Annotated in this window: 24 protein-coding genes; 9 read left to right on the top strand and 15 right to left on the bottom strand. The window is 66.1% G+C overall.

Annotation, left to right across the window (positions count from 1 at the left end; all coding sequences use genetic code 11):
• Positions 1 to 2: 2 nt before the first annotated feature.
• The 5 genes from PSEMO_RS04035 to phnD all read right to left on the bottom strand — a co-directional run bounded on the left by PSEMO_RS04035 (position 3) and on the right by phnD (position 5,071).
• Positions 3 to 1,301: an MFS transporter gene (locus tag PSEMO_RS04035; protein ID WP_075801881.1), complete on the bottom strand. Its 1,299-nt coding sequence runs from the start codon at positions 1,299 to 1,301 to the stop codon at positions 3 to 5.
• Positions 1,302 to 1,390: 89 nt separating this feature from the next.
• The gene (gene psrA / locus PSEMO_RS04040; RefSeq protein WP_075801882.1) at positions 1,391 to 2,482 is read right to left on the bottom strand and encodes an iron-containing alcohol dehydrogenase PsrA; all 1,092 of its coding nucleotides are present in this window, start codon (positions 2,480 to 2,482) and stop codon (positions 1,391 to 1,393) included.
• Positions 2,483 to 2,593: 111 nt separating this feature from the next.
• Positions 2,594 to 3,412 carry a phosphonate ABC transporter, permease protein PhnE gene (gene phnE, locus PSEMO_RS04045; RefSeq protein ID WP_075801883.1) on the bottom strand — a complete coding sequence of 273 codons (819 nt, stop codon included), beginning with the start codon at positions 3,410 to 3,412 and terminating at the stop codon, positions 2,594 to 2,596.
• A gap of 1 nt (position 3,413) precedes the next feature.
• A complete protein-coding gene (gene phnC / locus PSEMO_RS04050; protein ID WP_075801884.1) occupies positions 3,414 to 4,208 on the bottom strand; it encodes a phosphonate ABC transporter ATP-binding protein in 795 nt (264 codons plus the stop codon).
• On the bottom strand, positions 4,205 to 5,071 hold the full coding sequence (gene phnD / locus PSEMO_RS04055; protein WP_075801885.1) for a phosphonate ABC transporter substrate-binding protein: 867 nt from the start codon (positions 5,069 to 5,071) through the stop codon (positions 4,205 to 4,207). Before phnD ends, phnC begins: the two co-directional genes overlap by 4 nt.
• Before the next feature lie 107 nt (positions 5,072 to 5,178).
• On the opposite strand from phnD, the gene PSEMO_RS04060 reads away from it, so the two are divergent.
• From PSEMO_RS04060 to ppk2, 3 genes are all read left to right on the top strand, one after another.
• The gene (locus tag PSEMO_RS04060; RefSeq protein WP_075801886.1) at positions 5,179 to 6,051 is read left to right on the top strand and encodes a LysR substrate-binding domain-containing protein; all 873 of its coding nucleotides are present in this window, start codon (positions 5,179 to 5,181) and stop codon (positions 6,049 to 6,051) included.
• Positions 6,052 to 6,235: 184 nt separating this feature from the next.
• On the top strand, positions 6,236 to 7,090 hold the full coding sequence (locus PSEMO_RS04065; protein ID WP_075801887.1) for an AraC family transcriptional regulator: 855 nt from the start codon (positions 6,236 to 6,238) through the stop codon (positions 7,088 to 7,090).
• Positions 7,091 to 7,159: 69 nt separating this feature from the next.
• The gene (gene ppk2 / locus PSEMO_RS04070) at positions 7,160 to 8,071 is read left to right on the top strand and encodes a polyphosphate kinase 2 (RefSeq protein WP_256720970.1); all 912 of its coding nucleotides are present in this window, start codon (positions 7,160 to 7,162) and stop codon (positions 8,069 to 8,071) included.
• Between the two features lie 45 nt (positions 8,072 to 8,116).
• Here the strand turns inward: ppk2 and PSEMO_RS04075 are convergent, their stop codons facing one another.
• Genes PSEMO_RS04075 through PSEMO_RS04090 form a run of 4 tightly spaced genes read right to left on the bottom strand, consistent with a single transcriptional unit; the run spans position 8,117 to position 12,306 of the window.
• Positions 8,117 to 9,238, bottom strand: a complete 1,122-nt coding sequence (locus PSEMO_RS04075; RefSeq protein ID WP_075801889.1) for an agmatine deiminase family protein — start codon at positions 9,236 to 9,238, stop codon at positions 8,117 to 8,119.
• Between the two features lie 14 nt (positions 9,239 to 9,252).
• On the bottom strand, positions 9,253 to 10,338 hold the full coding sequence (locus tag PSEMO_RS04080; protein ID WP_144443533.1) for an extracellular solute-binding protein: 1,086 nt from the start codon (positions 10,336 to 10,338) through the stop codon (positions 9,253 to 9,255).
• Between the two features lies 1 nt (position 10,339).
• Positions 10,340 to 11,248: an N-carbamoylputrescine amidase gene (aguB, locus tag PSEMO_RS04085; protein WP_075801890.1), complete on the bottom strand. Its 909-nt coding sequence runs from the start codon at positions 11,246 to 11,248 to the stop codon at positions 10,340 to 10,342.
• Positions 11,245 to 12,306, bottom strand: coding sequence for an agmatine deiminase family protein (locus tag PSEMO_RS04090; protein WP_075801955.1), 1,062 nt, complete (start codon positions 12,304 to 12,306; stop codon positions 11,245 to 11,247). The genes aguB and PSEMO_RS04090 overlap by 4 nt, the downstream gene beginning before the upstream one ends.
• A 135-nt stretch (positions 12,307 to 12,441) precedes the next feature.
• Here PSEMO_RS04090 and PSEMO_RS04095 point away from each other — a divergent pair, with 135 nt between their 5' ends.
• Positions 12,442 to 13,293, top strand: coding sequence for a LysR substrate-binding domain-containing protein (locus PSEMO_RS04095; protein WP_075801891.1), 852 nt, complete (start codon positions 12,442 to 12,444; stop codon positions 13,291 to 13,293).
• Here PSEMO_RS04095 and PSEMO_RS04100 read toward each other — a convergent pair.
• The 5 genes from PSEMO_RS04100 to PSEMO_RS04120 all read right to left on the bottom strand — a co-directional run bounded on the left by PSEMO_RS04100 (position 13,290) and on the right by PSEMO_RS04120 (position 18,702).
• Positions 13,290 to 14,012 carry a CPBP family intramembrane glutamic endopeptidase gene (locus PSEMO_RS04100; RefSeq protein ID WP_075801892.1) on the bottom strand — a complete coding sequence of 241 codons (723 nt, stop codon included), beginning with the start codon at positions 14,010 to 14,012 and terminating at the stop codon, positions 13,290 to 13,292. The two genes, PSEMO_RS04095 and PSEMO_RS04100, sit on opposite strands and share 4 nt — an antisense overlap.
• A 164-nt stretch (positions 14,013 to 14,176) precedes the next feature.
• On the bottom strand, positions 14,177 to 15,817 hold the full coding sequence (locus PSEMO_RS04105) for an FAD-dependent oxidoreductase (RefSeq protein ID WP_075801893.1): 1,641 nt from the start codon (positions 15,815 to 15,817) through the stop codon (positions 14,177 to 14,179).
• Positions 15,818 to 15,828: 11 nt separating this feature from the next.
• Complete coding sequence (locus PSEMO_RS04110; protein WP_075801894.1) at positions 15,829 to 16,149, bottom strand: NIPSNAP family protein; 321 nt, start codon at positions 16,147 to 16,149, stop codon at positions 15,829 to 15,831.
• A 2-nt stretch (positions 16,150 to 16,151) separates the two neighbouring features.
• Positions 16,152 to 17,882, bottom strand: a complete 1,731-nt coding sequence (locus PSEMO_RS04115) for an FAD-dependent oxidoreductase (RefSeq protein ID WP_075801895.1) — start codon at positions 17,880 to 17,882, stop codon at positions 16,152 to 16,154.
• A gap of 10 nt (positions 17,883 to 17,892) precedes the next feature.
• Positions 17,893 to 18,702, bottom strand: coding sequence for a shikimate dehydrogenase family protein (locus PSEMO_RS04120; RefSeq protein WP_075801956.1), 810 nt, complete (start codon positions 18,700 to 18,702; stop codon positions 17,893 to 17,895).
• A 148-nt stretch (positions 18,703 to 18,850) separates the two neighbouring features.
• Here PSEMO_RS04120 and PSEMO_RS04125 point away from each other — a divergent pair, with 148 nt between their 5' ends.
• A complete protein-coding gene (locus PSEMO_RS04125) occupies positions 18,851 to 19,624 on the top strand; it encodes an IclR family transcriptional regulator domain-containing protein (protein WP_075801896.1) in 774 nt (257 codons plus the stop codon).
• A gap of 111 nt (positions 19,625 to 19,735) precedes the next feature.
• On the opposite strand, the gene PSEMO_RS04130 is transcribed toward PSEMO_RS04125, so the two are convergent.
• Positions 19,736 to 20,653, bottom strand: coding sequence for a LysR substrate-binding domain-containing protein (locus tag PSEMO_RS04130; protein ID WP_075801897.1), 918 nt, complete (start codon positions 20,651 to 20,653; stop codon positions 19,736 to 19,738).
• A gap of 118 nt (positions 20,654 to 20,771) precedes the next feature.
• On the opposite strand from PSEMO_RS04130, the gene PSEMO_RS04135 reads away from it, so the two are divergent.
• From PSEMO_RS04135 to PSEMO_RS04150, 4 genes are read left to right on the top strand one after another with little or no spacing between them, the layout of a single operon-like run.
• Positions 20,772 to 21,665: a sugar phosphate isomerase/epimerase family protein gene (locus PSEMO_RS04135; RefSeq protein ID WP_075801898.1), complete on the top strand. Its 894-nt coding sequence runs from the start codon at positions 20,772 to 20,774 to the stop codon at positions 21,663 to 21,665.
• Complete coding sequence (locus tag PSEMO_RS04140) at positions 21,662 to 22,438, top strand: SDR family NAD(P)-dependent oxidoreductase (RefSeq protein WP_075801899.1); 777 nt, start codon at positions 21,662 to 21,664, stop codon at positions 22,436 to 22,438. The genes PSEMO_RS04135 and PSEMO_RS04140 overlap by 4 nt, the downstream gene beginning before the upstream one ends.
• Before the next feature lie 43 nt (positions 22,439 to 22,481).
• Positions 22,482 to 23,777 (top strand): MFS transporter, encoded by a 1,296-nt coding sequence (locus PSEMO_RS04145; protein ID WP_075801900.1) that lies wholly within the window; start codon positions 22,482 to 22,484, stop codon positions 23,775 to 23,777.
• A gap of 54 nt (positions 23,778 to 23,831) precedes the next feature.
• Positions 23,832 to 24,116, top strand: coding sequence for a YciI family protein (locus PSEMO_RS04150; protein WP_075801901.1), 285 nt, complete (start codon positions 23,832 to 23,834; stop codon positions 24,114 to 24,116).
• The last annotated feature ends 4 nt before the right edge of the window (positions 24,117 to 24,120 follow it).

Genomic DNA, 24,120 nt, shown 5'->3' on the forward strand with positions numbered 1-24,120 from the left:
GTTCAACGGCGCACGAACATCGCCACCACGGCGCTGCACAGGCAGGCGCTGGCGACCACGATGAAGATCAGCGAGGTATTGCCGGTGCTGTCCAGCAGGCTGCCGATCAGCGGTTCGCAGAGTCCGGCGAACAGGTACGAAGAGAAGTTCATCACCCCGGTGGCGGTGCCGGCACGGCGTGCGCCGACCAGGTCCGGGCACAGCGCCCAGAAGCTCGAGGCCGGGCCGTAGACGAAGAAGCCACAGAGGAACAGCGCGGCCAGGCCGATGCCGCTGTGGGCCGGCAGGCTCCACATCCACAGGCTGGTGGCGGCGCCGAGGACCATGTAGAGCATGATCGCCAGGTAGCGTTTCGAGCCGAACAGCCTGTCCGAGATCCAGCCATTGCTCAGCGCGCCCACGGCCATGCCCACCGGCAGGGCCACGGTGATCCACTTCGGATCGATCCAGCCATCGCCATGCTTCCAGTCGGCGCCGAGGAAATGCACCGGGACCCAGACGATCAGGCCGTAGCGGGCGGCGTTCTGGAAGCCCAGGGACACGGCGGCGATCAGCAGGCGCACGTTCTTCAGCACCGCCTTGTAGCGTTGCGCGGCGCTTTCCTGGGCGTCGCTGGCGACCTCATGGCCCTTGTCATCGGCATTGGCCACACCGGTGTCGGCCAGGGGCTCGAAGCCGAGGTCCTGCGGGCGGTCACGGGCAATCAGGTAGAACAGGATGCCCCCGGCCAGCATCAACAGCACCGGCAGGCGGAAGATCCAGCGCCATTCCAGGTGCAGCACCTCCAGCACTACCATCGAGGTGACATAGGACAGGATCGACGCGCAACCGGCCGCGAAGACATAGAAACCATAGACCTTGCCGCGCTCGGACACGCCCCACCAGTTCGACAGCAAGCGACTGCCCGGCGCCCAGCCCAGGGCCTGGAGATAACCGTTCAGGGCCCAGGGCAGGATCAGGCTGGTGAAGCCGGCGGCGAAGCTGGTGAGCCAGTTGGCTGCGCAGGACAGCACCGCGCCGAGGCTCATGATGCGCCTGCCGCCGTAGCTGTCGGCGAGGCTGCCATTGATCGCCTGGCCGATGGCGTAGGCCCAGAGCATGGCGGCGGAGATCCAGCCGAGGGTTTCCTTGCTCAGGCCGAATTCGGCCTGGATCCCGGGAATGGCGAAACCGAAGGTCTGTCGACCGGTATAGAAGAACAGGTAGCAGAACATCGCGGCCAGGAGCATGCGCCACTGGGCCAGGCGAAAGGTCGAATGGGAGGGCACGGCGAGACCAGACAGGGATTGCGCACGGTTCATGAGGCTTTTTCCTTCTTGTTATGCGCTCGCGGCGTCGCCGCCGCAAGCAGGCATTCTCGTGGGTGCGACGAAAGCAACAGAAATGGCGGTCAGGCGGCTTGCGAACCGATGAAGTTCTTGCCCCGGGCGCCCTGCAGGGCGTGGCGAATCATGGCCTGGGCCTGCTCCTCGCTGACCCCGTAGTCGGTGAACTCGGTCTTGACCCCGAGGCTGTGGAGGAAGTCGCGCAAGCGCGCCTGGGCCTGGTCGAGGTCGGCGCCGAAGACCCGCTGCAGGGTCTGGTCCCGTGCCGCATCGCGGCCCCAGGCCAGGCCCAGGACATGGGGCAAGGTGAAGGAACAGGCGATGCCGTGGGGCAGGCCGTGGCGCAGGGTCATCTCGTAGGAGATGGAATGGGCCAGCGCGGTCTTGGTGTTGGAAAAGGCCATCCCCGCCTTCAGCGCAGCCAGGGCCATGCGCGCGCGCAGATCAGGGTTCTCCAGGTCGCCACGCAGGCGCGGCAGGCAGTCGAGGATGTCCTCGATGGCGGAGATGGCAAAGGTGTCGGAAAGCGGGTTGGCGTTGACGTTCCAGATCGCTTCCAGGGCATGGGACAGAGCATCGAGACCAGTGGACACGGTAACCCCGGCCGGCACCGTGAGCATCAGTTCCGGGTCGATCAGGGCGGCCCGCGGCCAGGTGCAGTCCAGGTGCAGGGAGTATTTCTTCTGCGCGCCAGCGTCCCAGATCGTCGCCCAGGGCGTCACTTCGCTGCCGGTGCCGGCGGTGGTCGGCGCGGCGATCAGGGTCTTGCAGCGTGGCGGGGTGAACGGCTTGCCGGCGGCGAGCAGGCCGAGCAGTTCGTCGAAACGGCCGGAACCGGTGCCGACCATCAACGCCTTGGCCGTGTCGATGGCGCTGCCGCCACCCACCGCCAGCACGGTTTCGCAGTCGGCGGCTTCACGCCAGAAGGTTTCGTAGGTGGCGCGCAGATGGGCCACGTCCGGGTTCGGCTGGACATCCTCGACGACATGCACCAGACGCTCCCCCAGCAGCGCTTCGATCCGCGCCAGCAGGCCGAGGGCGCGGGCCTCGGGGAAGATCACCAGGGCCACGCGCTGGCCCTCGGTCAGGTCGACGATGCGGTTCAGGCTGCCGGCGCCGAAGTGGCTGGCGACCGGGTTGTGGAAGTAGGCAGGCATGGTATCTCCGTTCTTGTTGTTGGCACCTGGGCGCATCTTCAGTGCGCGGCGGGACCGACTCCAATCGATTGATCCTGGGTCAGCATCGGCTGAACCGATAACGGCTGCGGCTCAGTGCCGGCCGTTATCCTGGATGGCCCGGCGCAGGCGGCTGGACAGCAGGTCGGCGGCGATCACCATCAGGGTGATGACGATGATGCAGGTGGCGGTTTCCGGGTACTTGAACAGCTTCAGGCTGCTGACCAGCTCGAAACCCAGGCCACCGGCGCCGACCATGCCCAGCACCGTGGCCGAACGCAGGTTGACCTCGAAGCGGTACAGCACCACCGCGATCCAGGCGGTGATCACCTGGGGCAGCACGCCGAAGACGATCACCTGCAACGGCCGCGCCCCGGTGGCACGCAGAGCTTCCAGCGGGCCCTGGTCGATCTCCTCGATGCTCTCGGCGAAGAACTTGCCGAGCATGCCCACCCCATGCACTGCCAACGCCAGTACGCCGGGGAACGGCCCCAGGCCGACGGCGGAGACGAAGACCAGGGCAAGAATCAGCTCGTTGATGCTGCGAATCACGTTCAGGCCCTGGCGGGTGCCCTGGTACAGCCAGCGGTTGCCGTGCAGGTTGCGCGCGGCCAGGAATGCCAGGGGCACGGCGCAGAGGATCGCCAGCAAGGTGCCCCAGATGGCGATCTGCACGGTTTCCAGGGCCGGCGCCAGCAGGCGCGGCAGGATCGCCGGATCCGGCGGCAGCGAACGGCTGATGAAGTCGCCGATCTGCGGCAGCCCCGCCGCCAGTTCGCCCCAGCTGAGCTGGGCACCGCCGGCGCTCCAGTGCAGCAGGACCAGCAGCGCCAGCAGCAGCCCGGCTCTCAGGGCCCAGCCGCGCAGGCTGTTCGGGGTGTCGACCATCCAGCGGTAATCTCGGGTCGCCATTTCAACCTCCCAGGCCAGTGGCGTAGTGCAGGCTGGCCGGGGCGGCAAGACTGTTCGAGTCGCCCTCCTCCGTCGCCGGATAGATACGTTGCAGCGCTGCGTCATCAAGACCGCCGGCATCACCGTCGTAGACGAGCCGGCCATGGGCCAGGCCGACGATGCGGTCGCCGAATTCCCGGGCGAAATCCACCTGGTGCAGGTTGCACACCACGGTGATGCCCAGCTCGCGGCTGGCGTCGCGCAGGTATTGCATGACCAGCCGCGCCGTCTTCGGGTCGAGGCTTGCCACCGGTTCGTCGGCGAGAATCACCCGTGGCTGCTGGGCCAGGGCCCGGGCGATGCCGACCCGCTGCATCTGCCCGCCGGAGAGCGAGTCGGTGCGGGCCGAGGCCTTGTGCCCCAGTCCGACCCGGGCCAGGCATTGCCGCGCCAGGTCCACATCAGCGCGACTGAACAGTTGCAGGATCGACGCGAGGGTCGAGACGGCACCGAGACGCCCGGTCAGCACGTTCTTCAGCACCGACAGGCGCGGCACCACGTTGTGATGCTGGAAGATCATCGCCACCTGGCGGCGCAGTGCGCGCTCGTCGCGGGGCTGCATCGCATCGATGCCGGCCACCTGCAACTCGCCGCCATCGGCCCGGGCCAGACGGTTCATGCAGCGCAGCAGGGTCGATTTGCCGGCGCCGGACTGGCCCAGCACCACGACGAACTCGCCGGCGCCGATATCCAGGTCGATGCCGCGCAGCACCGGGTTGTCGCCGTACTGCTTGGTGAGCTGGCGGACGCGGATCATTTCATCTTGCCCAGGTCGAGATCGAGCACCGTGGCAGTGTCGCGGACCACGTCGTAGGCGGCGTCGGTGGTGGGCTGGAAGCCGTTGAGCATGCCCTGGTCGCCCCAGGGCACGTCCTTGACGTTGGCCAGGGCGGCGGCCAGTTTCTGCTTCAGCGCCGGGTCCAGGTCCTTGCGCCAGACCATGGGCGACTCGGGGATATCCGGGGAGGTCCAGACCACTTGCAGTTCGTCCTGTTTGACCGAGCCCTGGGCTACGGCGGTGGCGAGGATGCGGTCGGCGACGGCGGCGGCGTCCACCTTGCGGTTGGCCACGGCGAGGATGCTGGCGTCATGGGAGCCAGAGAAGATCATCCGCGAGAAGGTCGATTCCGGTTTGTACCCGGCCTGTTCCAGGCCGGCCTTGGGGAACAGGTGGCCGGAGGCCGAGCTCGGGTCGACGAAGGCGAAGGTATGGCCTTTCAGGTCGGCCAGGCTTTTGATCGGGCTGTCGGCGCGGCTGATGATCAGGCTGTGGTAGGCGCTCTTGCCGGTCTTGCGGGTGACTGCCACGGCGAAGGCCTCGGCGCCGGCGACCTTGTTCGCCAGCACATAGGAGAACGGGCCGAGGTAGGCGACATCCAGCTTTTTCGAGCGCAGCGCCTCGATCACCCCGTTGTAGTCGGTGGCGACGAAGGGTTTGACCGGCATGCCCAGTTGCGCCTGCAACTGGTCGAGCACCTGCTTGCTGCTCTCGATCATCGACTGGGCATCCTCGGACGGGATCAGGCCGATGCGCAGCGCCTCTTCGGCCTGGGCGGCAACACTGGTGAACAACGGCAGGGAAAGACTGGCGGCACACAGCAACTGGCGAAGGCGATTCATGGCAGTTCCGGATTGTGGTTGGAGTGCGCCCATCCTCGCTTCGTCATGTGACGGTCATACCATCGATTCAATATGGCTTTTCTCGAAAAAGTATTGAAAGGATCTATATGTCCAACAGCAAGCTGCGCGCCTTTCTTGCCGTTGCCCGGCATGGCAGCTTCAGCGCCGGGGCCCGGGCCCTGGGGCTGAGCCAGCCGACCATCACCACCCAGGTGCAGGCGCTGGAGCGTTCGCACAACCTGGAGCTGTTTCATCGGCGCGGACGACGGGCGGAGTTGTCGACGGTGGGCCGGCAGTTGTTGCCGATTGCCCAGCAGTTGCTGGCCCTGGAGGCCGAAGCCGAGGGGCTGCTGAAGGACTCCGGCAGCCTGGTGCGCGGGCAGTTGCGCCTGGGCGCGGTGGGGCCGTTCCATGTGATCGAGATGGTCGATGCCTACCAGCGCGAGTACCCGCAGATCGAACTGTCGATCCGCGTCGGCAACTCGGCCTCGGTGCTGGCGGACCTGGAGAACTATGTGATCGATATCGGTGTGCTGGCGGGGCTGCATGAAGATCCGGCGTTTCATGCGACCTTGTATGCGCGGCATCCGGTGATCGTCTTCGCCCATCACCAGCATCCCCTGGCCAGGCGCGACAGCGTGCGCCTGGAGGAGCTCCAGGGGCAGCCGATGCTGCGCCGGGAACAGGGCTCGACCACGCGACTGAACTTCGAAAAAGCCCTGGCCGAGCGCGAGGTGACACCGCGCATGCTGATGGAGATCGGCAGCCGCGAAGCCCTGCGCGAAGCGGTGGTGCGCGGGATCGGGCTGGGGGTGGTGTCGGAGGCGGAGTTCATTCCGGGGCCGCAGTTGAAGGCGATCAGGATCGAGGGGGATCCGGTGTTTACCGAGACCTACCTGTATTGCCTGGCGGAGCGGCGGACGAGCCAGGTGGTGGAGACATTCCTGGGGTGTGCGGATCAGGCGCGGCTCAGGAGATGATGTTGCCTGTCAGGGCCTCATCGCTGGCAAGCCAGCTCCCACAGGGTCCGAGTCGCTGCAAGACCCTGTGGGAGCTGGCTTGCCAGCGATAGGGCCCTGACTGACAAGAGCAAATCCGGCTAGGCTGCCAATCTCGAAATCCCCCAACCTGTGCTCATCGCAAGCCACACCACCGGTACCCCAGATGCCCACCTCCTACACCGCCCGCTTCACCGCCGTCCTCGCCTATATCGACGCCAATCTCGAAGGCGACCTGTCGGTGAAGACCCTGAGCCAGGTAGCGCACTTCTCGACCTACCATTTCCATCGCCAGTTCAGCGCCTTCGTCGGTGTGCCGGTTGCCCGCTATGTGCAACTGATGCGCCTGCGCCGCGCAGCACGGCGGCTGGCGGGTCAGGCGGAGTATGCAGTGCTGGAGGCGGCGCTGGACGCCGGGTTCGACAGCCCCGAAGCCTTCAGCCGGGCCTTTCGCCGGGACTTCGGCAGCAGCCCCAGCGCCTTTCGCCAGCACCCGGAATGGCAGGTGTGGAATGCGGTATTCGCCATCCCCCACTTTTCGAGGAATATCAGCATGCAAGTGAAGATCGTCGAGTTCGCCGAAGTCCGCGTCGCCGCCCTGGAACACCAGGGCCCGCCCGGCCTGGTCCAGGAAACCGTACGCCGCTTCATCGACTGGCGGATGCACAGCGGCCAGTCACCGGTGGCGTCGAGCCGCACCTTCGGCATCCCCTTCAACAACCCCGATACCACGCCAGCGGTAGACTTCCGCTTCGCCGTCTGCGGCGAGATCGAGGAAGCCGTGAAGCCCAACGATACCGGCGTCGGCGAACTGCGCATCGCCGGCGGCCGCTATGCCGTAGTCCGCCATCACGGCTCGCCCGACCATATCGGCGAGACCATCTACCCGGTGTACCGCGACTGGCTGCCGGCCAGCGGCGAGGAACTGCGCGACCAGCCGCTGTTCTTCCAGTACCTCAGCGTGTTCCCGCAGACCCCGCTGGACGAATGGGAAACCGATATCTACGTGCCATTGCAGTAGTGTCACCTGCCTGCCACGCAGCGGGCCTAACATCGGTCGTCACAACATCTGACGAGGCCCATCATGGTGATGACCGATGAATCCCTGATCCAGCGCATCTACGACGAGCTGGTCGACCATAGCGACGAAGAACTCGAACTGGAACTGGCCGAAGACGTCGCCAACCTCGACGAGCTGTTCGACGAGCACGCCCCGGACAGCCCGGAGAAGGAAGCGCGGCGCCGCTACTTCCGTGAACTGTTCCGCCTCCAGGGCGAACTGGTGAAGCTGCAGAGCTGGGTGGTCAAGACCGGGCAGAAGATCGTGATCATCTTCGAAGGCCGCGATGCTGCCGGCAAGGGTGGCGTGATCAAGCGCATCACCCAGCGCCTCAACCCGCGGGTGTGCCGCGTGGTCGCGCTGCCGGCGCCGAACGACCGCGAGCAGACCCAGTGGTACTTCCAGCGCTACGTGCCGCACCTGCCGGCGGCGGGTGAGATCGCCCTGTTCGACCGCAGCTGGTACAACCGCGCCGGGGTCGAGCGGGTCATGGGCTTCTGTAACGACGAGCAGTACGAGGAGTTCTTCCGCAGCGTGCCGGAGTTCGAGCGCATGCTGGTGCGTTCCGGGATCAAGGTGATCAAGTACTGGTTCTCGATCTCCGACCAGGAGCAGAACCTGCGCTTCCTCAGCCGCATCCACGACCCGCTCAAGCAGTGGAAGCTCAGCCCCATGGACCTGGAATCGCGGCGGCGCTGGGAAGCCTACACCAAGGCCAAGGAAATCATGCTCGAGCGCACCCATATCGACGAAGCGCGCTGGTGGGTGGTACAGGCTGACGACAAGAAGAAGGCGCGGCTGAACTGCATCAACCATCTGCTCAAGCAGGTGCCTTACGAGGAAGTGGAGGCGCCGATGGTTTCGCTGCCGCAACGGGTGCGCCAGGCCGACTACAGCCGCACGCCGACGCCGGACGGCTTGATCGTGCCGGAGATCTACTGAGTGCCGTCGGGCCTCATCGCTGCGATGAGGCCCGACAGTGCGCAACTAGATCCACGGCAACTGATGCGTCACACAATGGATCCCGCCGCCGCCCGCCGCAATCGCGTCGATATCCACGGCCACCACCTCTCGATCCGGATACAACGCCTCCAGCAACGCCCGCGCCTTGCGGTCCGCCGGCCCATCGCCGAACTGCGGCATGATCACCGCGCCATTGATCACGAAATAATTGATATACCCCGCGGCAAAATCCGGATTGTCCCGATTGAACCGACTGCGGCGCGGCTCCAGCGGCGGCGACAGTACATGCACCTTGAGCTTGCGCCCGTCGGCATCCGTGGCGTTCTGCAGGATCTCCAGATGCCGCCGGGTCACCTCATGGTCATAGGACTCGGGATCGGTATCCAGGTTGGCCACCACCACCCCAGGGCTGACGAAGCGCGCATAGAAATCCACATGGGCATCGGTGATGTCCTTGCCGCGAATCCCCGGTAGCCAGATGATCTTGCGCAAGCCCAGACAGGCCTTGAGCTCCTCTTCCACCTGCGCCCGGCTCCAGCCCGGGTTGCGATTGGCATTGACCCAGCAACTCTCGGTCATGATCGCGGTGCCGTGGCCGTCCACCTCGATACCACCGCCCTCGCCCACCAATTCGCTGCGCACATGCCGCGCCCCGACATCCCGGGCCATCAACGCCGCGATCCGCGCATCGCTGGCATGCTGTTGCTTGTTGCCCCAGCCATTGAAGTTGAAGTCCATCGCGGTCAGCCCGGCGCCGTCCTCGGTGACGAGGAAGTTGGCGCCGATATCGCGCATCCAGATATCGTCCAGCTCGGTCTCGATAAAGCGCACATTGCTGGCGCCGCACAGTTCCTCCGCCAGTTCCCGTTCCTCGGCCCTACACAGCACGGTGAGCGGCTGGAACCGGGCGATGGCGCGGGCGATGCGGCCGAGGGCTTCCTGTACATCACCAGTGAAGTCCTCCCAGATCGCGTCCTGGGCGCCGAAGGCCATCCAGGCATGGCGCTGGCGTTCGCCCTCGTCAGGCATGAACCACTCCTCTTCACCGGCGGCGAAGGCACGCAGGGGATTCAGTCCGGTACTGGCGATCAGGCCGAGGCTGCCGGCAATGGAAAGCTGCCGGATAAACTGGCGGCGGGTTGGCATATTCAAAGCACTCTTTAACTGGCGGTCTTGAACTTGGTCCAGGCACGCATCCGCGCGCGCATGGCCGACTGGGGGATGTCCTTGCCCGGGATCAACCGGGCAAAGGCACTTTCATCAGGATAGATATCCGGGTTGTCACGCATCTTCGGGTCGACCTGCGGTCGTGCCTTGGCGCTCGACGTCGGGTAGCCGGTGAAGTTGCTGATCGCTGCCATGTTCTCCGGGCGCATGACGAAGTTGATGAAGGCGTAGGCATATTCCGGGTGCTTGGCGTCGACCGGGATCGCCATGTTGTCCATCCATACCGTGGTGCCCTCGCGGGGGATGCGGTACTGGAAACTCACCGGCTTGCCGGCGCCATCCGCAGCGCGCTGGGCCTGGGTCATGTCGCCGCTGTAGCCGAGGGACAGGCACAGGTTGCCGTTGACCAGGTCGGTGACCGGCTGCGACTGGAACTTGCGGATATACGGGCGCACCTTCATCAGCAGTTCGCTGGCGGCGGCCAGGTCCTCGGGCCTGGCGCTGCGCGGCTCGCGGCCGAGGTAGTTGAGCACCACCGCCAGCACCTCGTCCGGCGAGTCGATCACCGAGATCCCGCAGTCGGCGAACTTCGCCGCGTACTCCGGCTTGAACAGCAGGTCGAGGCTGTTGACCGGCGCGTCGGGCATGCGCTTGCGGATCATCTCGTCGTTGTAGGTCAGGCCGATGCTGCCCCAGGTATAGGGCACCGTGGCCGCCGCCGAATGCGGATAGTGCTCGCGCAACTGGCGCAGGCCCGGTTCGATATCCGCCAGCGCGGTGATCTTCGCCGGATCGAGCCGCTGCAGGCTGCCGGCACGCATCAGCCGTTCGGCCACGGTGTCGCCGGGGAAGATCAGGTCGTAGCCGCTGCCGGAGGTCATCAGCTTGGCCTCCAGCACCTCGCTGCCGTCCATCACGTCGTAGATCACCTTGATCCCGGTCTCGGCGGTGAAGCGCGCGAGGGTGTCCTCGGCGAAATAGTCGGACCAGTTGTACAGGCGCAGCAGCTTGTCCTGGTCGTCGGCCTGGACCGTGCCGAGGCACAGGGACAGGCTGATCACGCTAATCAGGCGCTTCATCTCACACCTCCCGGGCCGGGCGCCAGACGCTGGTCGAACCACCGTCGAGGCTGAGCAGGGTGCCGTACATTTCCGGCCGGCGGTCGCGGAAGATGCCCCAGGTCAGGCGCTCTTCGCGCATGGCCTTGAGGTCGAGGGTGCGCATCAGCACGCCGGGGGTATCACGGTCGGCCTCGGCCAGCAGCTTGCCCTTGTGGTCGCTGATGAAGGATGAGCCGTAGAAGTCCATATGCAGCTCAGGGTCGCCGGTCGCCACCTCGCGACCGATGCGGTTGGCCGCCACCACCGGCAGCAGGTTGGCCGCCGCGTGGCCGCGCATGGTCATCTGCCAGTGGTCGCGGGAATCGAAGGCGGCAGCGCCCGGCTCGGAACCGATCGCCGTGGGGAACAGCAACACCTCGGCGCCCATCAGCGCCAGGCTGCGCGCGGTTTCCGGGAACCACTGGTCCCAGCAGATACCGATGCCAAGGCGGCCGAACGCGGTGTCCCAGACACGGAAGCCGGTATCGCCAGGGCTGAAGTATTCCTTCTCCTGGTAACCGATGGCGTTGGGGATGTGGGTCTTGCGATAGACGCCCAGCAGGCGGCCATCGGCATCGGCGACGCTGAGGGAATTGAAGAACGCATTGCCGGCCTTCTCATACCAGCTCAGCGGCAGCACCACGCCCAGCTCCCGGGCCAGCGCGGCGAAGCGCTGGAGCACGCGGCTATGGGCATATTCCTCGGCCAGGGCGAGGTGCTTGTGGTCCTGCTCGATGCAGAAATACGGGGTGGCGAACAGCTCCTGCAAGAGGATCACCTGGGCGCCCTGGGCGGCGGCATCGCGGACCAGTTGCTCGGCGCGATCGAGGTTGGCCGGCAGGTCCCAGGTGCACGGCATCTGGGTGGTGGCAACGGTGAGAAATGTCATGCTGCTTGCCCCTTCAGTGGCCAGGCCGGTTGTTGTTGGGTGATGCAGTGCACGCCGCCACCCCCGTGGGCCAGGTGCTCGATGCGTACCGGCACCACTTCGCGACCGGGGAAGGCACCGGCCAGCACGCTGGCCGCTTCACGGTCGGCCTCGATGCCGTAGGCCGGCATGATGATCGCGCCGTTGGCAATGTAGAAATTGGTGTACGAGGCGCAGAACACCTCGGCGTCCGGGTCCACGGCAGCGCTGGCTTCGTACAGGTCGATCAGTTCGAAGCTGCGACCCTTGGCATCCCGGGCCAGGGACAGGGCGCGACGGTTCTCGCGCACCACTTCGGCGTACACCGAATCGCGGTCGTGGGTCGCGTCCACCAGCAGCACACCCGGGCGGGCGAAGGCGCAGACGCCATCGACATGGCCGTCGGTCATGTCGCCGGTGACGTACTGCGGATCGCCGGGCAGCCAGATGGTTTTCTTCACGCCCAGCAGGCGGGCGAAGATGGCCTCGGCATCGGCCTTGTCCAGCCCCGGGTTGCGGTTGGGATTGAGCAATACCGATTCGGTGGTGACCAGGGTGCCTTCGCCATCGACATGAATGGCCCCGCCTTCGTTGGCCAGCCAGGTGCCGAAGCAGTCCAGGCCCAGGCCATTGAGCAGACGCCGCGCCAGGCCCTCATCCAGCCCGTGGGCCGACTTGCCGCCCCAGGCGTTGAAGCGCCAGCTGACGCCGGCCAGGCCGTGCTGCAGATGGCAGACGAAGGTCGGTCCGGAATCGCGGCACCAGCTGTCGTCCACCGCCTGCTCGATCAGCTCGATGTTCACGCCACACAGCTCGGCGGCACGGGCCCGGGCGTCGGGGGCGACCACCAGTTTCACCGGCTCGAAGCGGGCGATGGCGTTGGCCACCCGGGCGAAGTCTTCCTGCACCTGCTCCAGGCGCACGCTCCAGGTGCTCTCCCACAAGGCCCGGTTATGCGGCCAGACCATCCAGGTCGCTGCATGGGGCGCCCACTCCGCGGGCATCATCCAACCACTGCTTCGATCGCCGTTGCACAACATGCTCATTCCACCTTCAGTTAAGTATTTTTTATGACTGAAATCCGCAGCTGCGGAATGGATGTCATGCTATGGCGTCACCCGAGCGGCAACAAACGATGGATTTAGCCGACAACTGATTAGCGAGACTTATCGATCATGCTGAAACACTGGCCACCCCTGAATGCCCTGCGCGGCTTCGAAGCCGCCGCGCGCCTGGGCAGTTTCCACAAGGCTGCCGAGGAACTGCACCTGACCCAATCGGCGATCAGCCAGCAGATCCGCAGCCTGGAGACCTTTCTCGAACAGCCGCTGTTCTATCGCAGCGGGCGCAGCGTCAGCCTGACCGATGCCGGGCACGACCTGCACAGCACCACCCAGGCCATGCTGCAGCAGTTGTCGGTGGGGATCCGCCGCCTCGACCAGTACCGCAAGCCCAACCAGTTGGTGGTCAACACCACCCCGGCCTTTGCCCGGCACTGGTTGCTGCCGCGACTGGGGGATTTCCATCGGCTGCATCCGGAGGTGGATTTGTGGCTGTTCACCACCTACGAGGCACCGGACATGGCCAGCCAGACCGTGGACCTGTGCCTGCGGGATGACCTGGAGCAGCAGGCCGAATGCAGCTACGAGGTGCTGCTGGAAGACCGGCTGTACCCGGCCTGTCACCCTGACCTGATCGACCGGCCGGCGGCGCAGCGCACCACCTTGCATGGCGAGCGGGAGATGGACTGGAGTCGCTGGTCGGTGCAGGGTGGCGAGGATGTCGGGCAACGCACCCACGGGCTGAATTTTTCCGATCCGGGGTTGCTGCTGGATGCCGCGTGCGAGGGGCACGGGGTGGCGCTGGTCAGCCAGTTGCTGGCGGCGCGGGCGGTGGAAAAAGGCGTGCTGCAGCCGCTGAGCGAGCGGCGGGTGACCGGGATGAGCTGGGTGTGCCTGGTGCATCAGGACAGTGAGAAGAGTCCGCTGACCCGGTCATTCCTGGAGTGGTTGCGAGCGTGCCTTTAGAAAGGCTGTGCGATCAGCAGGATCGCCGTGCCATGGGCAGCGACTGCCGGAATCACCCCATAACGCAGCCTCAGCAAGGCACAGGTCACACCCTCGAGCGAGGTGAACAGCAACACCGACCAGCCCGCCTGGGTGACGGTGTAAGCAAGAAACACATGGCAAGCCGCAAAGGCCAGCGCACTGCCCAGGGCGGCCCGCAGCGGCGAGGCATGCTGTTCCAGATAGCCCTGCAACACCCCGCGAAACAGCACTTCCTCAAGTGCATTGCCGCCATAGGCAAGCACTAGCAAACCGACGAACCAGAGAGTGAAGCCACTGAACTCGGTGCCCTGGTACAGGCGTAGAGGAAGACCAATGGCGCAACCCGCCAACAGGCCGAGGGCCAGTCCCGTAGGGAGATGGCCCTTGCGCCAGACAATCAGTCTGCAAAGCTCCGGCGCCAGCCGCTGCAAGGCCGCAATCAGCCCCAGCGACATCAGCCCCAGCGCAGCGAGCACCAGTGGATTGGCGATGAAGCCGATACGCACCTGGCCGTCCAGGGCCCACAGGCCGGTGGGGGTCATGGCGTCGCGCAGGAGGATGAAGGTCAGCAGCAGGATGGCGATGCGCAGGCCGGCCTGGGCTTTCGGGGTGAACGCGAACCACAGCAGGCAGAGGATCAGGCCGGGGGTGATGTGCAGGAGGTAGGTGGCGAGGTGGGCGAGTCCGTCCTGGAGCATTGCAGGGGTCCGTCTGCGGCTGGGGGTCAGCAGTCTATCCGAGGATTTGCTGTGGGTCTTCAGGGCCTCATCGCTGGCAAGCCAGCTCCCACAAGGACCGCGTGCACCGCCGAACCTGTGGGAGCTGGCTTGCCAGCGATGAGGCCCGCAAGATCACCAGAAGATCAGGAAGCCAGCGCCAAGCCCGCCAGATACCCGAACACCATCCCCGGCCCGAGGGTGATCCCGCCACTGGGGTAGTACCCGCCCATGACGCTGTTCATGTCATTCCCCACCGCATGCAACCCCGGAATCACCTGCCCGTCCCGATCCAGCACCCGCGCCGCCGCATCGGTCTTCAACCCGGCAAAAGTCCCAAGGCTCCCGGCCACCAGCCGCACCGCATACAAGCGCCCCTGCAATGGCCGCAACGACGGATTCGGCCCGTTCAATGCATCCCCGGAAGCCCGATTGTAGGCCGACTGTCCCCGCCCGAAATCCGGGTCATGCCCCAGCCGCGCATGCTCGTTGAAACGCTCGATCGCTGCCTGCAATTGCTCGGGATCCAGTCCACAACGCTGCGCCAGTTCCCGCGCATCCCGCCCCTCGCGCAGGTACCCGCAACGCCGGTAATACCCCAGCGGAAACGGCCACGGCTTGGCCCAGCCGATCCCGAAGCGCCGTTGCGCCTGATGGTCGCAGATCATCCAGGCCTCGGGTTCCTGCCCTGCCGGGGTGCGAGCGAACAGATCATTCATGAAGTCGTGATAACAGTCGGCTTCGTTGGTAAAACGCCGGCCATCCGCGCCCACCGCGATAAACCCGGGCTTGCCGCGATCCACCAGATGCGGAAAACGGCCTGGCGGCCCATCACGCCGGGGCACCAAAGAAACCGGCGCCCAGGCCGCATCATGGGCCAGATCGTCGCCAAGCAGGCCACCCACGGCCTCCCCCAGGCGCAGCCCATCGCCACTGTTGTCCAGCGGCGCGGCGCAGTGATGTCGATGCCCGAGACGCTGCTCCAGCCGCTGCGGATCATGGGCGAAACCGCCACAGGCCAGTACCACGCCACGCCGGGCCAGCACCCGTCGCCCCTCCAGCTGCGCCCCGCTCACCCGCTCGCCGTCGCGCAGCAAACCCCGCACCGGGCTTTGCGTCAGCAACTGCACCTCCCGGTCCAGCGCACTGCGCACCAGCCGCGCCACCAGGGCATTGCCATTGACCAGGTGCGTGCCGCGCCGGTAACGCAGCAGGTCGAGCATATGCCGCCCAAGGCGCTTGCCCACATGCCAGGCGGCCTTGAACGAATGCCGGGCATTGAAGAACGCGCCCATATCCGCGCCACCGGCGATGCCCATGCCGAACAGGCTGACGATGTCCAGCGGCGGGCGCAGATGCTCGAGCCACGGCCCCAGCTCGCGACCATCGAACGGCTGCGCGCACAGCGAACGGCCACCCGACGCCGAACCCTCGCCATCACGCATATCCGGCATGGCGTTGCCCGGATAGAACTGCACCGCCGTATGGTTATGGAAAAACTCGACCATCTCCGGGCCACGTTGCAGGTACGCCCGCTGTTGCTCGCTCAGGGCAGTTGCGTGGACCTGCGCCAGCAAGTAACGCTCCGGCGCATCGTCGGTTTCGACCCGCCCCAGCGGATTGCGCGGCACCCACAACCAGCCACCGGACCAGGCACTGGTACCGCCCAGCCAGCGGCTCTTTTCCGCGACGATCACCCTCAGGCCCTGGCTGGCAGCGGTCACCGCCGCCGCCAGTCCAGAAGCGCCCGAGCCGATCACCAGTACGTCGCATTCCAGCGTCTGCATCGGTGCCTGACTCATTTCAGCGGCGAGAAACCGGTCGGCCGCAGCAGCCGCGACTCCAGTTTCAGCACCGCGCCCAGTTCCTTGTTCTTGCGCCCGACCTCGGCCCAGCGCGGGTCGGCCGCCATGCTGGCACGGCGCGCTGCACGGTCGTCGAGGCTTTCATAGGCCCAGATATGCACCACCTGGTTGGCTTCGCCGAACTCGGTGGTGAAGAAGCCCACCAGGTTGCCCAGGTGTTCGGTCTGCACCGCCAGGGCGTCGCTCTGGTACAGCGCCAGCCAGTCGGCCATGCGGGTCGGGCTCAGGGTGTAGGTGCGCAGTTCGTAGTACATGGTCATTTCTCCAGGGTGATCGAGGGGGTGTGCGCCAGCCGCTCGGCGGCATGGCAGGCGGCGAGCCAGCCGAAGGTCAGGCCCGGGCCGATGGTGATGCCCGGCCCCGGGTAGGTGCCGTCCATCAGCGAGTTCATATCGTTGCCGGCGGCATACAGGCCCGGGATCGGCGCACCGCTGGCATCCAGCACCCGGGCCTGGCCGTCGGTGGCAAGACCACGGGCCGAACCAAGGTCGCCGGTATGGAGGCGGACCGCGTACCACGGCGCCTTGAGCAGCGGTGCATTGCACGGGCTCGGCAGGTGCTCGGGGTCGCCCATGTAGCGGTTGTAGCTGTTGCCGCCCTTGCCGAAGGCGCGGTCGAGACCGTCGCGGGCATCGCGGTTGTAGGTGTCCAGGGTGCGCCGCAGCCCCTGGGGATCGACGCCGATCAGTGCCGCCAGTTGCTCGGCACTGTCGGCGCGATGCAGGTAGCCGGCGTCGATCAGCGCCTGGTTGTCCACCGGCTTGGGCCGGGCCAGGCCGAGACCGTATTTGTTCAACGCCTGGGCATCACAGACCAGCCAGCACGGCGTGCTGCCGGTGGCGAACATGCGCTGGACGAAGTGGTGGTAGGAGTCGGACTCGTTGACGAAACGCTCGCCTGCTGCGTTGACCGCGATCACCCCCGGCTTGGCACGATCGGTGACCAGATGCGGGAAGCGTTCGCGCTCGCCGTTCTTGTGGGTGACTTCGGAAACCGGCGCCCAGAAGAAGTTGGCCGCCAGCCCCTGCCCCAGCACCGCGCCGGTTGCCTGGGCCAGGCGCAGGCCGTCACCGGTATTGCCCGGCGGCGACATGCTCAGGTGTTCGCTGCCGGTCTCCGGACGCTGCGCAGCCGCTTGCGGCGCAGCGGCGAAACCACCGGTGGCGCAGACCACACCGCCACGGGACAGCACGCGCTGGCGGCGACCTTCGCGGGTGATGACCGCCCCCACCACGGCGCCATTCTCGACGATCAGTTCCTCGGTGCAGCTGTTCAGCCACAGGCTCAGGCCATGTTCGAAGGCACTGGCCGCCAACCGTGCGATCAGGGCGTTGCCCGTGGTCAGCCGGGTCCCGCGGGGATGACTGATACGGTCTACGGCGTAGCGCCCCATCAGCTTCAGGCAATGCAGCAAGGCGCGCGGCGAGCGCCGGAAGCTGAGGAAATGCTGGATGTCCACGCGATTGACCATCATCCCGCCGAACAGCAGCATGCCCGCCGGCGGCATCTTCAGGTCCTTGAAGTGCTCACCGAGACGACGCCCGTCGTACTCCAGCATCTCCAGCGCCCGCCCGCGATCGGTGGCGCCCTCCTCGTCCGGGTAGTAATCCGGCGACAGCGGGCGCAGAGCGTATTTCAGCTCGGTATTGGCTTCCAGCCAGCGCAGCGCCTGGTGGCCTTGCTCGATATAGGCGTCCACCAGCGCGGCGTTGTAGCCGGGGCCGATGGTCTTGTGCAGGTAGCGGCGCATGGCTTCTGCGCTGTCCACAACACCGGCGGCGCAAGCCTGATCCGTGCCATAGAGCCACACCGCACCACCGGAAATCGCCGAGGTGCCGCCGAACTGCGCGGCCTTTTCCACCAGCAGTACCTTGAGGCCCTTGCGCGTCGCAGTGGCGGCCGCGGCAAAGCCCGCGGCACCGCTGCCGAGCACGATCAGGTCGAACTGCGCTTCGCCCCCGGGCGGGAAACGGGTTGCCGTATTCATCCCGCGCTCCTCACAACTGCAAGGGCGTGACGCCCATGAAATGGCCGAGGTTGCCGAGCTGGGCGAAGGCCATCTGCGGACCGGTCTGGATCGCGCAGCCGCGTTCACGGGCGGCGGCCAGCAAGGGGGTGATTTCCGGCGAGGTGACCACATCGGCGACCAGGGTGCTGCTGCGCAGGCTGTCCAGTTGCGCCAGGGGCAGCGGCAACTCGCCGGTGCCGCCCATGCCCGCCGGGGTGGCGTTGACCAGCAAGTCGAAGCTGTCCAGGGATTCGTAGCCGATCTCGATAAGCACCTTGCCGAACGCCTTGCCCAGCAACCCGGCCAGGTTCCGGCAACGTTCGGCACTGGCATCGCTGAGTACCAGCAATTCGGCGCCGGCCTGGCACAGCGACCAGGCGATCGCGCTACCCACCCCACCGGCCCCGATCACCAGCGCGCGCTTGCCACGGGCCTGGAAACCGTTGAGACAGGCGGCATTGAGGAAGCCCTCGCCATCGACGTTGTCCCCCAGCAGACGGCCATCGGCCTGACGGCGGATCACGTTCACCGAGCCCAGCGCCCCGGCCCGCTCGCTGACTTCATCGAGGCGCCCGGCCAGCACCTGCTTGTACGGCACGGTGACTACCACGCCGCGCAGGTTCTGCCAGCCGCGCAGGGTGGCGAGAAACGCATCGAGGGCGTCCTCGCGGATATCGATGGGCAGCATCGCCAGGTTCTGGCTGTTGGCCTGGAACCAGCGATTGAAGTTTTCCGGGGATTTGACCTGGGTGATGGGCGACCCGACGATCGCCACCAGTTCGGTGGATCCGTGCAGCATGCTGACCTCCAGAGGGTCGGTGTTGTTGTGCTGCAAGGGTGCTGCCTGGCGCTGGCCGGGCCAATGGCGCGGATCGCCAATCTGCTTGTTATTCGCTGTGAGGTTGCGATAATCGCAGTCTTTTGCGAAATCAGCGGAGCGCCTGAAGATGGCCCAGCCCGAGATCCATCCCCGTGACCTGATCGTCGGCCTGCAGAAGGGGCTGGCGTTGATGCAGCTGTTCAGCGTCGACCAGCCGAAGCTCAGCGTGCCCGAGGCGGCACGCTTGTCGGGGCTGACACCGAGTGCGGCGCGGCGTTTTCTGCTGACCCTGGTGCACGAGGCGTTTCTCGAAACCGATGGCCGCCATTACTGGCTGACGCCCAAGGCGCTGCGGATCGGCCAGGCCTATGTGGATTCGGCGCAACTGCCACGGATGCTGCGGCCGGTGGTGGAACAGGTGGCGCGCACCACCCAGGAGCATGTGTCGGTGGGCACGCGGGATGGCGACGAGATCGTGCATATCGTGCGCAGTCGCTACAGCCACATCGCCTCGCTGTCGATCCGGCCAGGGTCGCGCTTGCCGCTGTATTGCACGGCGGGTGGGCGGATCTGGCTGGCGTCGCTGGCGGAGGAGGAACTGGCGGCGTATTTCGGGCGGGTCACGTTGCGCGGGCTGACGCCGCATACCTGTGTCGATGAGCAGGCCTTGCGCGAGGAACTGCGCCGGGTGGCGGCCCAGGGGTATGCCGAGGTGGACCAGGAATTCGAGGTGGGGATGCGCGTGCTGGGAGTGCCGCTGGTGGATCGGCATGGGGTGTTGCGGTCGACGTTGACCATTACCACCCATGCATCAAGGATCAGCCTGGAGGAGATGCGGCGGCGGTACCTGATGCCGCTGTATGAGGCGCAGGCGTTGTTGAAGCCTGTTATGGAGGCCTGAAGGACTTGTGCTGTCTGGACGGGCCTCATCGCTGGCAAGCCAGCTCCCACAGTGACCGCGTGCACCGCTGACCCTGTGGGAGCTGGCTTGCCAGCGATGAGGCCCGGGAGATCACCTTGAAGCTTGAGGGGCACACCACTCCCGCAACAACCCCGCAAACACCTGCGCCGCCTCCGACAACGGCCGGTCCGTCGGCGTGGTCAGGCCGATCGGCGCCCGCAGCAAGGTACTGCTGAACGGCAACGCCTTGACGATCCCCAACCTCAGGTCCAGATCCACCACCCCGCGCTGGACGAACCACACCCCGTCGTAATCCTGCACATACACCCGCGAGAACGTCTCGCTCAGCGACTCCTGGATTGCAAAGTCCTCCCCCGCTCCACTGGACAGGAGGAAGTTGTCGACACTGATCCGCACCAGCGTGCCTTGGGGGGAAACCAGCAGCACATAGGGTCGCAGGTCCTCCAGCACCAGGCGCTCGCGTGCCGCCAGCGGGTGCCCGCTGCGGACCACCAGCAGCAGGTCTTCCTCGTACAGCGCTTCGAACACCACCCCGAGCATGTCGCGCCCGATCAGGCGCCCGACGATCAGGTCCAGCTCGTGGGTGCGCAGCTTGCCCACCAGAAAGTCATACACCCCCGCCAGCACCTGCACCTGGATCTGCGGGAAGCGCTGGCGCATCTGCGCGATCACCGGCGCCAGCATGTAGCCGGCCGCCGTCGGCAAGGCGCCAACCCGCAATACCTGCGGCGCCTGGGGCTGCACCTGGCCCTCGTCCAGGGCCATGCGGAAACTCGCCATGGCCTGCGCCGCATGCTTGTGGAAGGCCTCGCCGGCCCGGGTCAGTTGCACGCCCTTGCGCCCGCGCACCAGCAATTGCGAGCCCAGTTCCTGCTCCAGTTCCTTGATGCTCTTGGACACCGCCGAGAGGGTGATATGCAGCAGGCGCGAGGCGGTGGCGAGGCTGCCGGAGCTGACCACGGCGAGAAAGACGCGGAAGTGACGCAGGTTGATAGTGGAGAGATTCACTGGACCGACTCAAGAGTTAATCAACCTGCAAGTTAACCAAGGCGCGCTTTTATATCAATTTAATCAACCGCCAACTTCATCTAGCATCCTCTCCATCGTCAACAAGGATTCCCTCGCCATGACTCAAGCCCGCCCCCGCCTGGGTGTTTCCAGCGCCTCGCTGCCCAGCCTCGCTCCCGAGGCGCTGGTGGACGAACTCGCTCGCCTGGGTTACCAGGGCGTCGAATGGCGGGTCGCCAACACCGACCTGCTGGACGCCAGCCGCGGCTGGGATGCCCGCAGCAACAACCGCTGCACCCTGCCGCCGTGCGAACGGACCATCGCCCGGATCCGCCAGCAGTGCCAGGCCAACGGCCTGGAGATCTTCGGCCTGAGCCCCTACCTGCCGGTGGGCGATGTGGAGCAGGCCTTCCGTCTGATCGACCTCGCTGCCCTGGCCGGCAATGCCCGCCTGCGCCTGTGGGCGCCGGGCTACGAAGACGAACGCTACGCCGCTGCCAGCGCGCGCATGCGCCGCTTCCTCGACCAGTTGCTGCCCCGCGCCGAAGCCGCCGGGGTGCGCCTGGCCCTGGAAGTGCACCAACGCACCATCTGCTCCAGCCCGTCCCTGGCCATGCGCATCGCCGAACACTATCCGGCGCAACACCTCGGCATCATCTACGACCTCGGCAACCTGGCCATCGAAGGCCGCGAGGATGTACGCCTGTCCCTCGACCTGATGGGCGAGCACCTGGCCCATGTGCAGGTGAAGAATGTGGCCTGGGTGGCCCAGGCCGACGACCAGGGCTGGCGCTGGGAATGGTGCCCGCCGGACCAGGGCGTGCTGCCCCTGCGCAGCATGCTGCAGACCCTGGCCGCCCGGGGTTTCGCCGACTGGCTGTCGATCGAGGACTTCGACGCCACCTGGCCCGACGCCCACAAGCTGCTGCGCAACCGCGACCTGATCCGCCGCTATCTCGACCTGGATGCGCCGGCTGTCCCTGTTTCCACCCCAGAGGTACTTTGCCCATGAACCTGCCCCACACCCCGCGCCGCGTCGCCCTGGTCACCGGTGCCGCCGGCGAGCTGGGCCGCGCCATCTGCCAGCGCCTGAGCCAGGACGGCCTCGACCTGATCGCGGCGGATATCAACCTGGACGCCGCCCAAACCCTGGTCGATAGCCTGCCGCAGGCCGAGGGCCAACGCGCCATCGCCGTGCACGCCGACCTCGGCGACGCCGCCTCCATCGCCGCCCTGGTGGCGCTGGGCGGTAGCACCTTCGGTCGCATCGATGTGGTGGTGAACAATGCCGCAGTGAATCATCGCGGCTCGATCTACGACTTCGACCCGGGGCAATGGGACCACATGATGGCCGTCAACCTGCGCGGCCCCGCCCTGCTCTGCCAGCAGGTGGCGCCGTACTGGAAAGCCCAGGCCAGCGGCCGGGTGATCAATATCGTTTCGCGTTGCTGGGTCGCCGGCGGACCGCCCGCCTATGTCGCCTGCAAGGCCGGGCTGGTCGGCCTGACCCGCTCCATGGCGCGGGAACTGGCGCCGCACAACGTCACCGTCAATGCCATTGCCCCCGGCCTGTTGCCGTCGGCCTTCACCCTGGACGGGCGCGATGCCGAGAGCTTCGAGCGCATGGCCCAGGGCTCGATCAACAACACGCCGCTGAAGCGCCTGGTGACCCCGGACGACGTCGCCGGCACCACCGCCTTCCTGGCCTCGAAGGATGCCGCCTTCATCACTGCCGAAGTCATCCATGTCTGCGGTGGCAGCCAGCTGGCGCCCTTCGGCAACTGAAACCTGCCTTACCCGACCATCACAACTACAAGAAAGGTTCGCTATGACCACTCCCCATCCCGATAACCGGCGCATGGCGCGCCGGGCTGCGTTCGGCAGCTTCCTCGGCAGCGTCGTCGAGTACTACGACTTCTTCATCTACGGCTCGGCGGCGGCGCTGGTGTTCAGCACGCTGTTCTTCCCCTCCAACGACCCCATGGCCGGGACCCTGGCGGCCCTGGCGACCTTTGGCGTGGGCTATATCGCCCGGCCGATCGGCGCGCTGGTCTGCGGCCACCTCGGCGACCGCATCGGACGCAAGCAGGTGCTGATGATGACCCTGCTGCTGATGGGCCTGGCCACCTTCACCATCGGCCTGCTGCCCACCCACGCCAGCATCGGAGCCTGGGCTCCGGCGCTGCTGGTGTTCTGCCGCCTGCTGCAAGGCTTCTCTGCCGGCGGCGAACAGGTCGGCGCCAGCCTGCTGACCATGGAACATGCGCCCGGCAAGAGCAAAACCTTCTACACCAGTTGGTTGATCAACGGCGCGTCCATGGGCTCGATCCTGGCGACCTCGGTGTTCATTCCACTGTCGATGCTCAGCCAGGAACAACTGCTGGCCTGGGGCTGGCGGATTCCCTTCCTGCTCAGCGCGGTGATGGTGGTGATTACCTGGCTGATCCGCCGTGGCGTCGAGGAAAGCCCGGAGTTCAAGGCCAGCAAACCGGAGCCCCGGCGCCTGCCGGTGGCCGAGCTGTTCAGCAAGGAGCGCCGGGCGTTCTTTACCGTGTTCTGCTGTGCGCTGATCTGCGCGGTGTCGTCGCTGGTGATGATCTTCGGCCTGTCCTGGGCGACCAACAACCAGAACGTCGATCGGCCCTCGATGCTTAGCGCGATTGCCGCGAGCCAGGTGGTGGCGCTGATCTGCCAGCCGCTGTTCGGCCTGCTCGCCGACCGCATCGGACGCAAGCGCATCTTCGCCATCGGCTCGCTGGCCTGCTGCGCCGGAGTGTTCCTGTTCCTCTGGTCGATCAGCACCGGCAACCTCGGCCTGATCCTGTTCAGCACCGTGCTGCTCAAGGGCGTGCTGTACAGCGCACCGAACGCCCTGTGGCCGTCGTTCTATGCGGAGATGTTCAGCATTCGCGTGCGCTATACCGGGGTCGGGCTGGCGACCCAGTTGAGCTTCATCATCTCCGGCTTCTCGCCAAGCCTGTGCTATGCGCTGATGAGCGATGGCAATGACTGGCTTCCGGTGGCGTGCTTTATCGGCGGGCTGTCGTTGTTCGCGGCGATCGCGGCCATCGTGTCGCGGCCGGCGGGTGCCGACGAGCCGGTGTTGCAGGCACGACACGCTTGATTCCCTCTTGGCCCCGTCTTAGTGCGGGGCCTTTCTTTTTCAAGGAGTACACACATGGCTTTTGCAGTGATCGCCCACGATTACCCGGATGCGCTGGAGCGGCGCCTGGCTTGTCGGGAGCAGCATCTGGGGCGGCTCAAGGCGCTGGCGGAACAGGGGCTGTTTCTCGGCGGCGGGGTGTTGCTGGATGAGGGCGGGAAGATGATCGGCTCGAATGTGCACCTGGGGTTCGAGCGGCGCGAGGAGCTGGAGGATTGGTTGCAGGGTGAGGTTTATGTGATGGAGCGGGTTTGGGAGAAGGTAGAGATTCGGGAGATCCGGCTGTTCAGCCCGGCTTGATACC

The organism is Pseudomonas putida, assembly GCF_001941965.1.
Lineage (GTDB): Bacteria > Pseudomonadota > Gammaproteobacteria > Pseudomonadales > Pseudomonadaceae > Aquipseudomonas > Aquipseudomonas putida_L.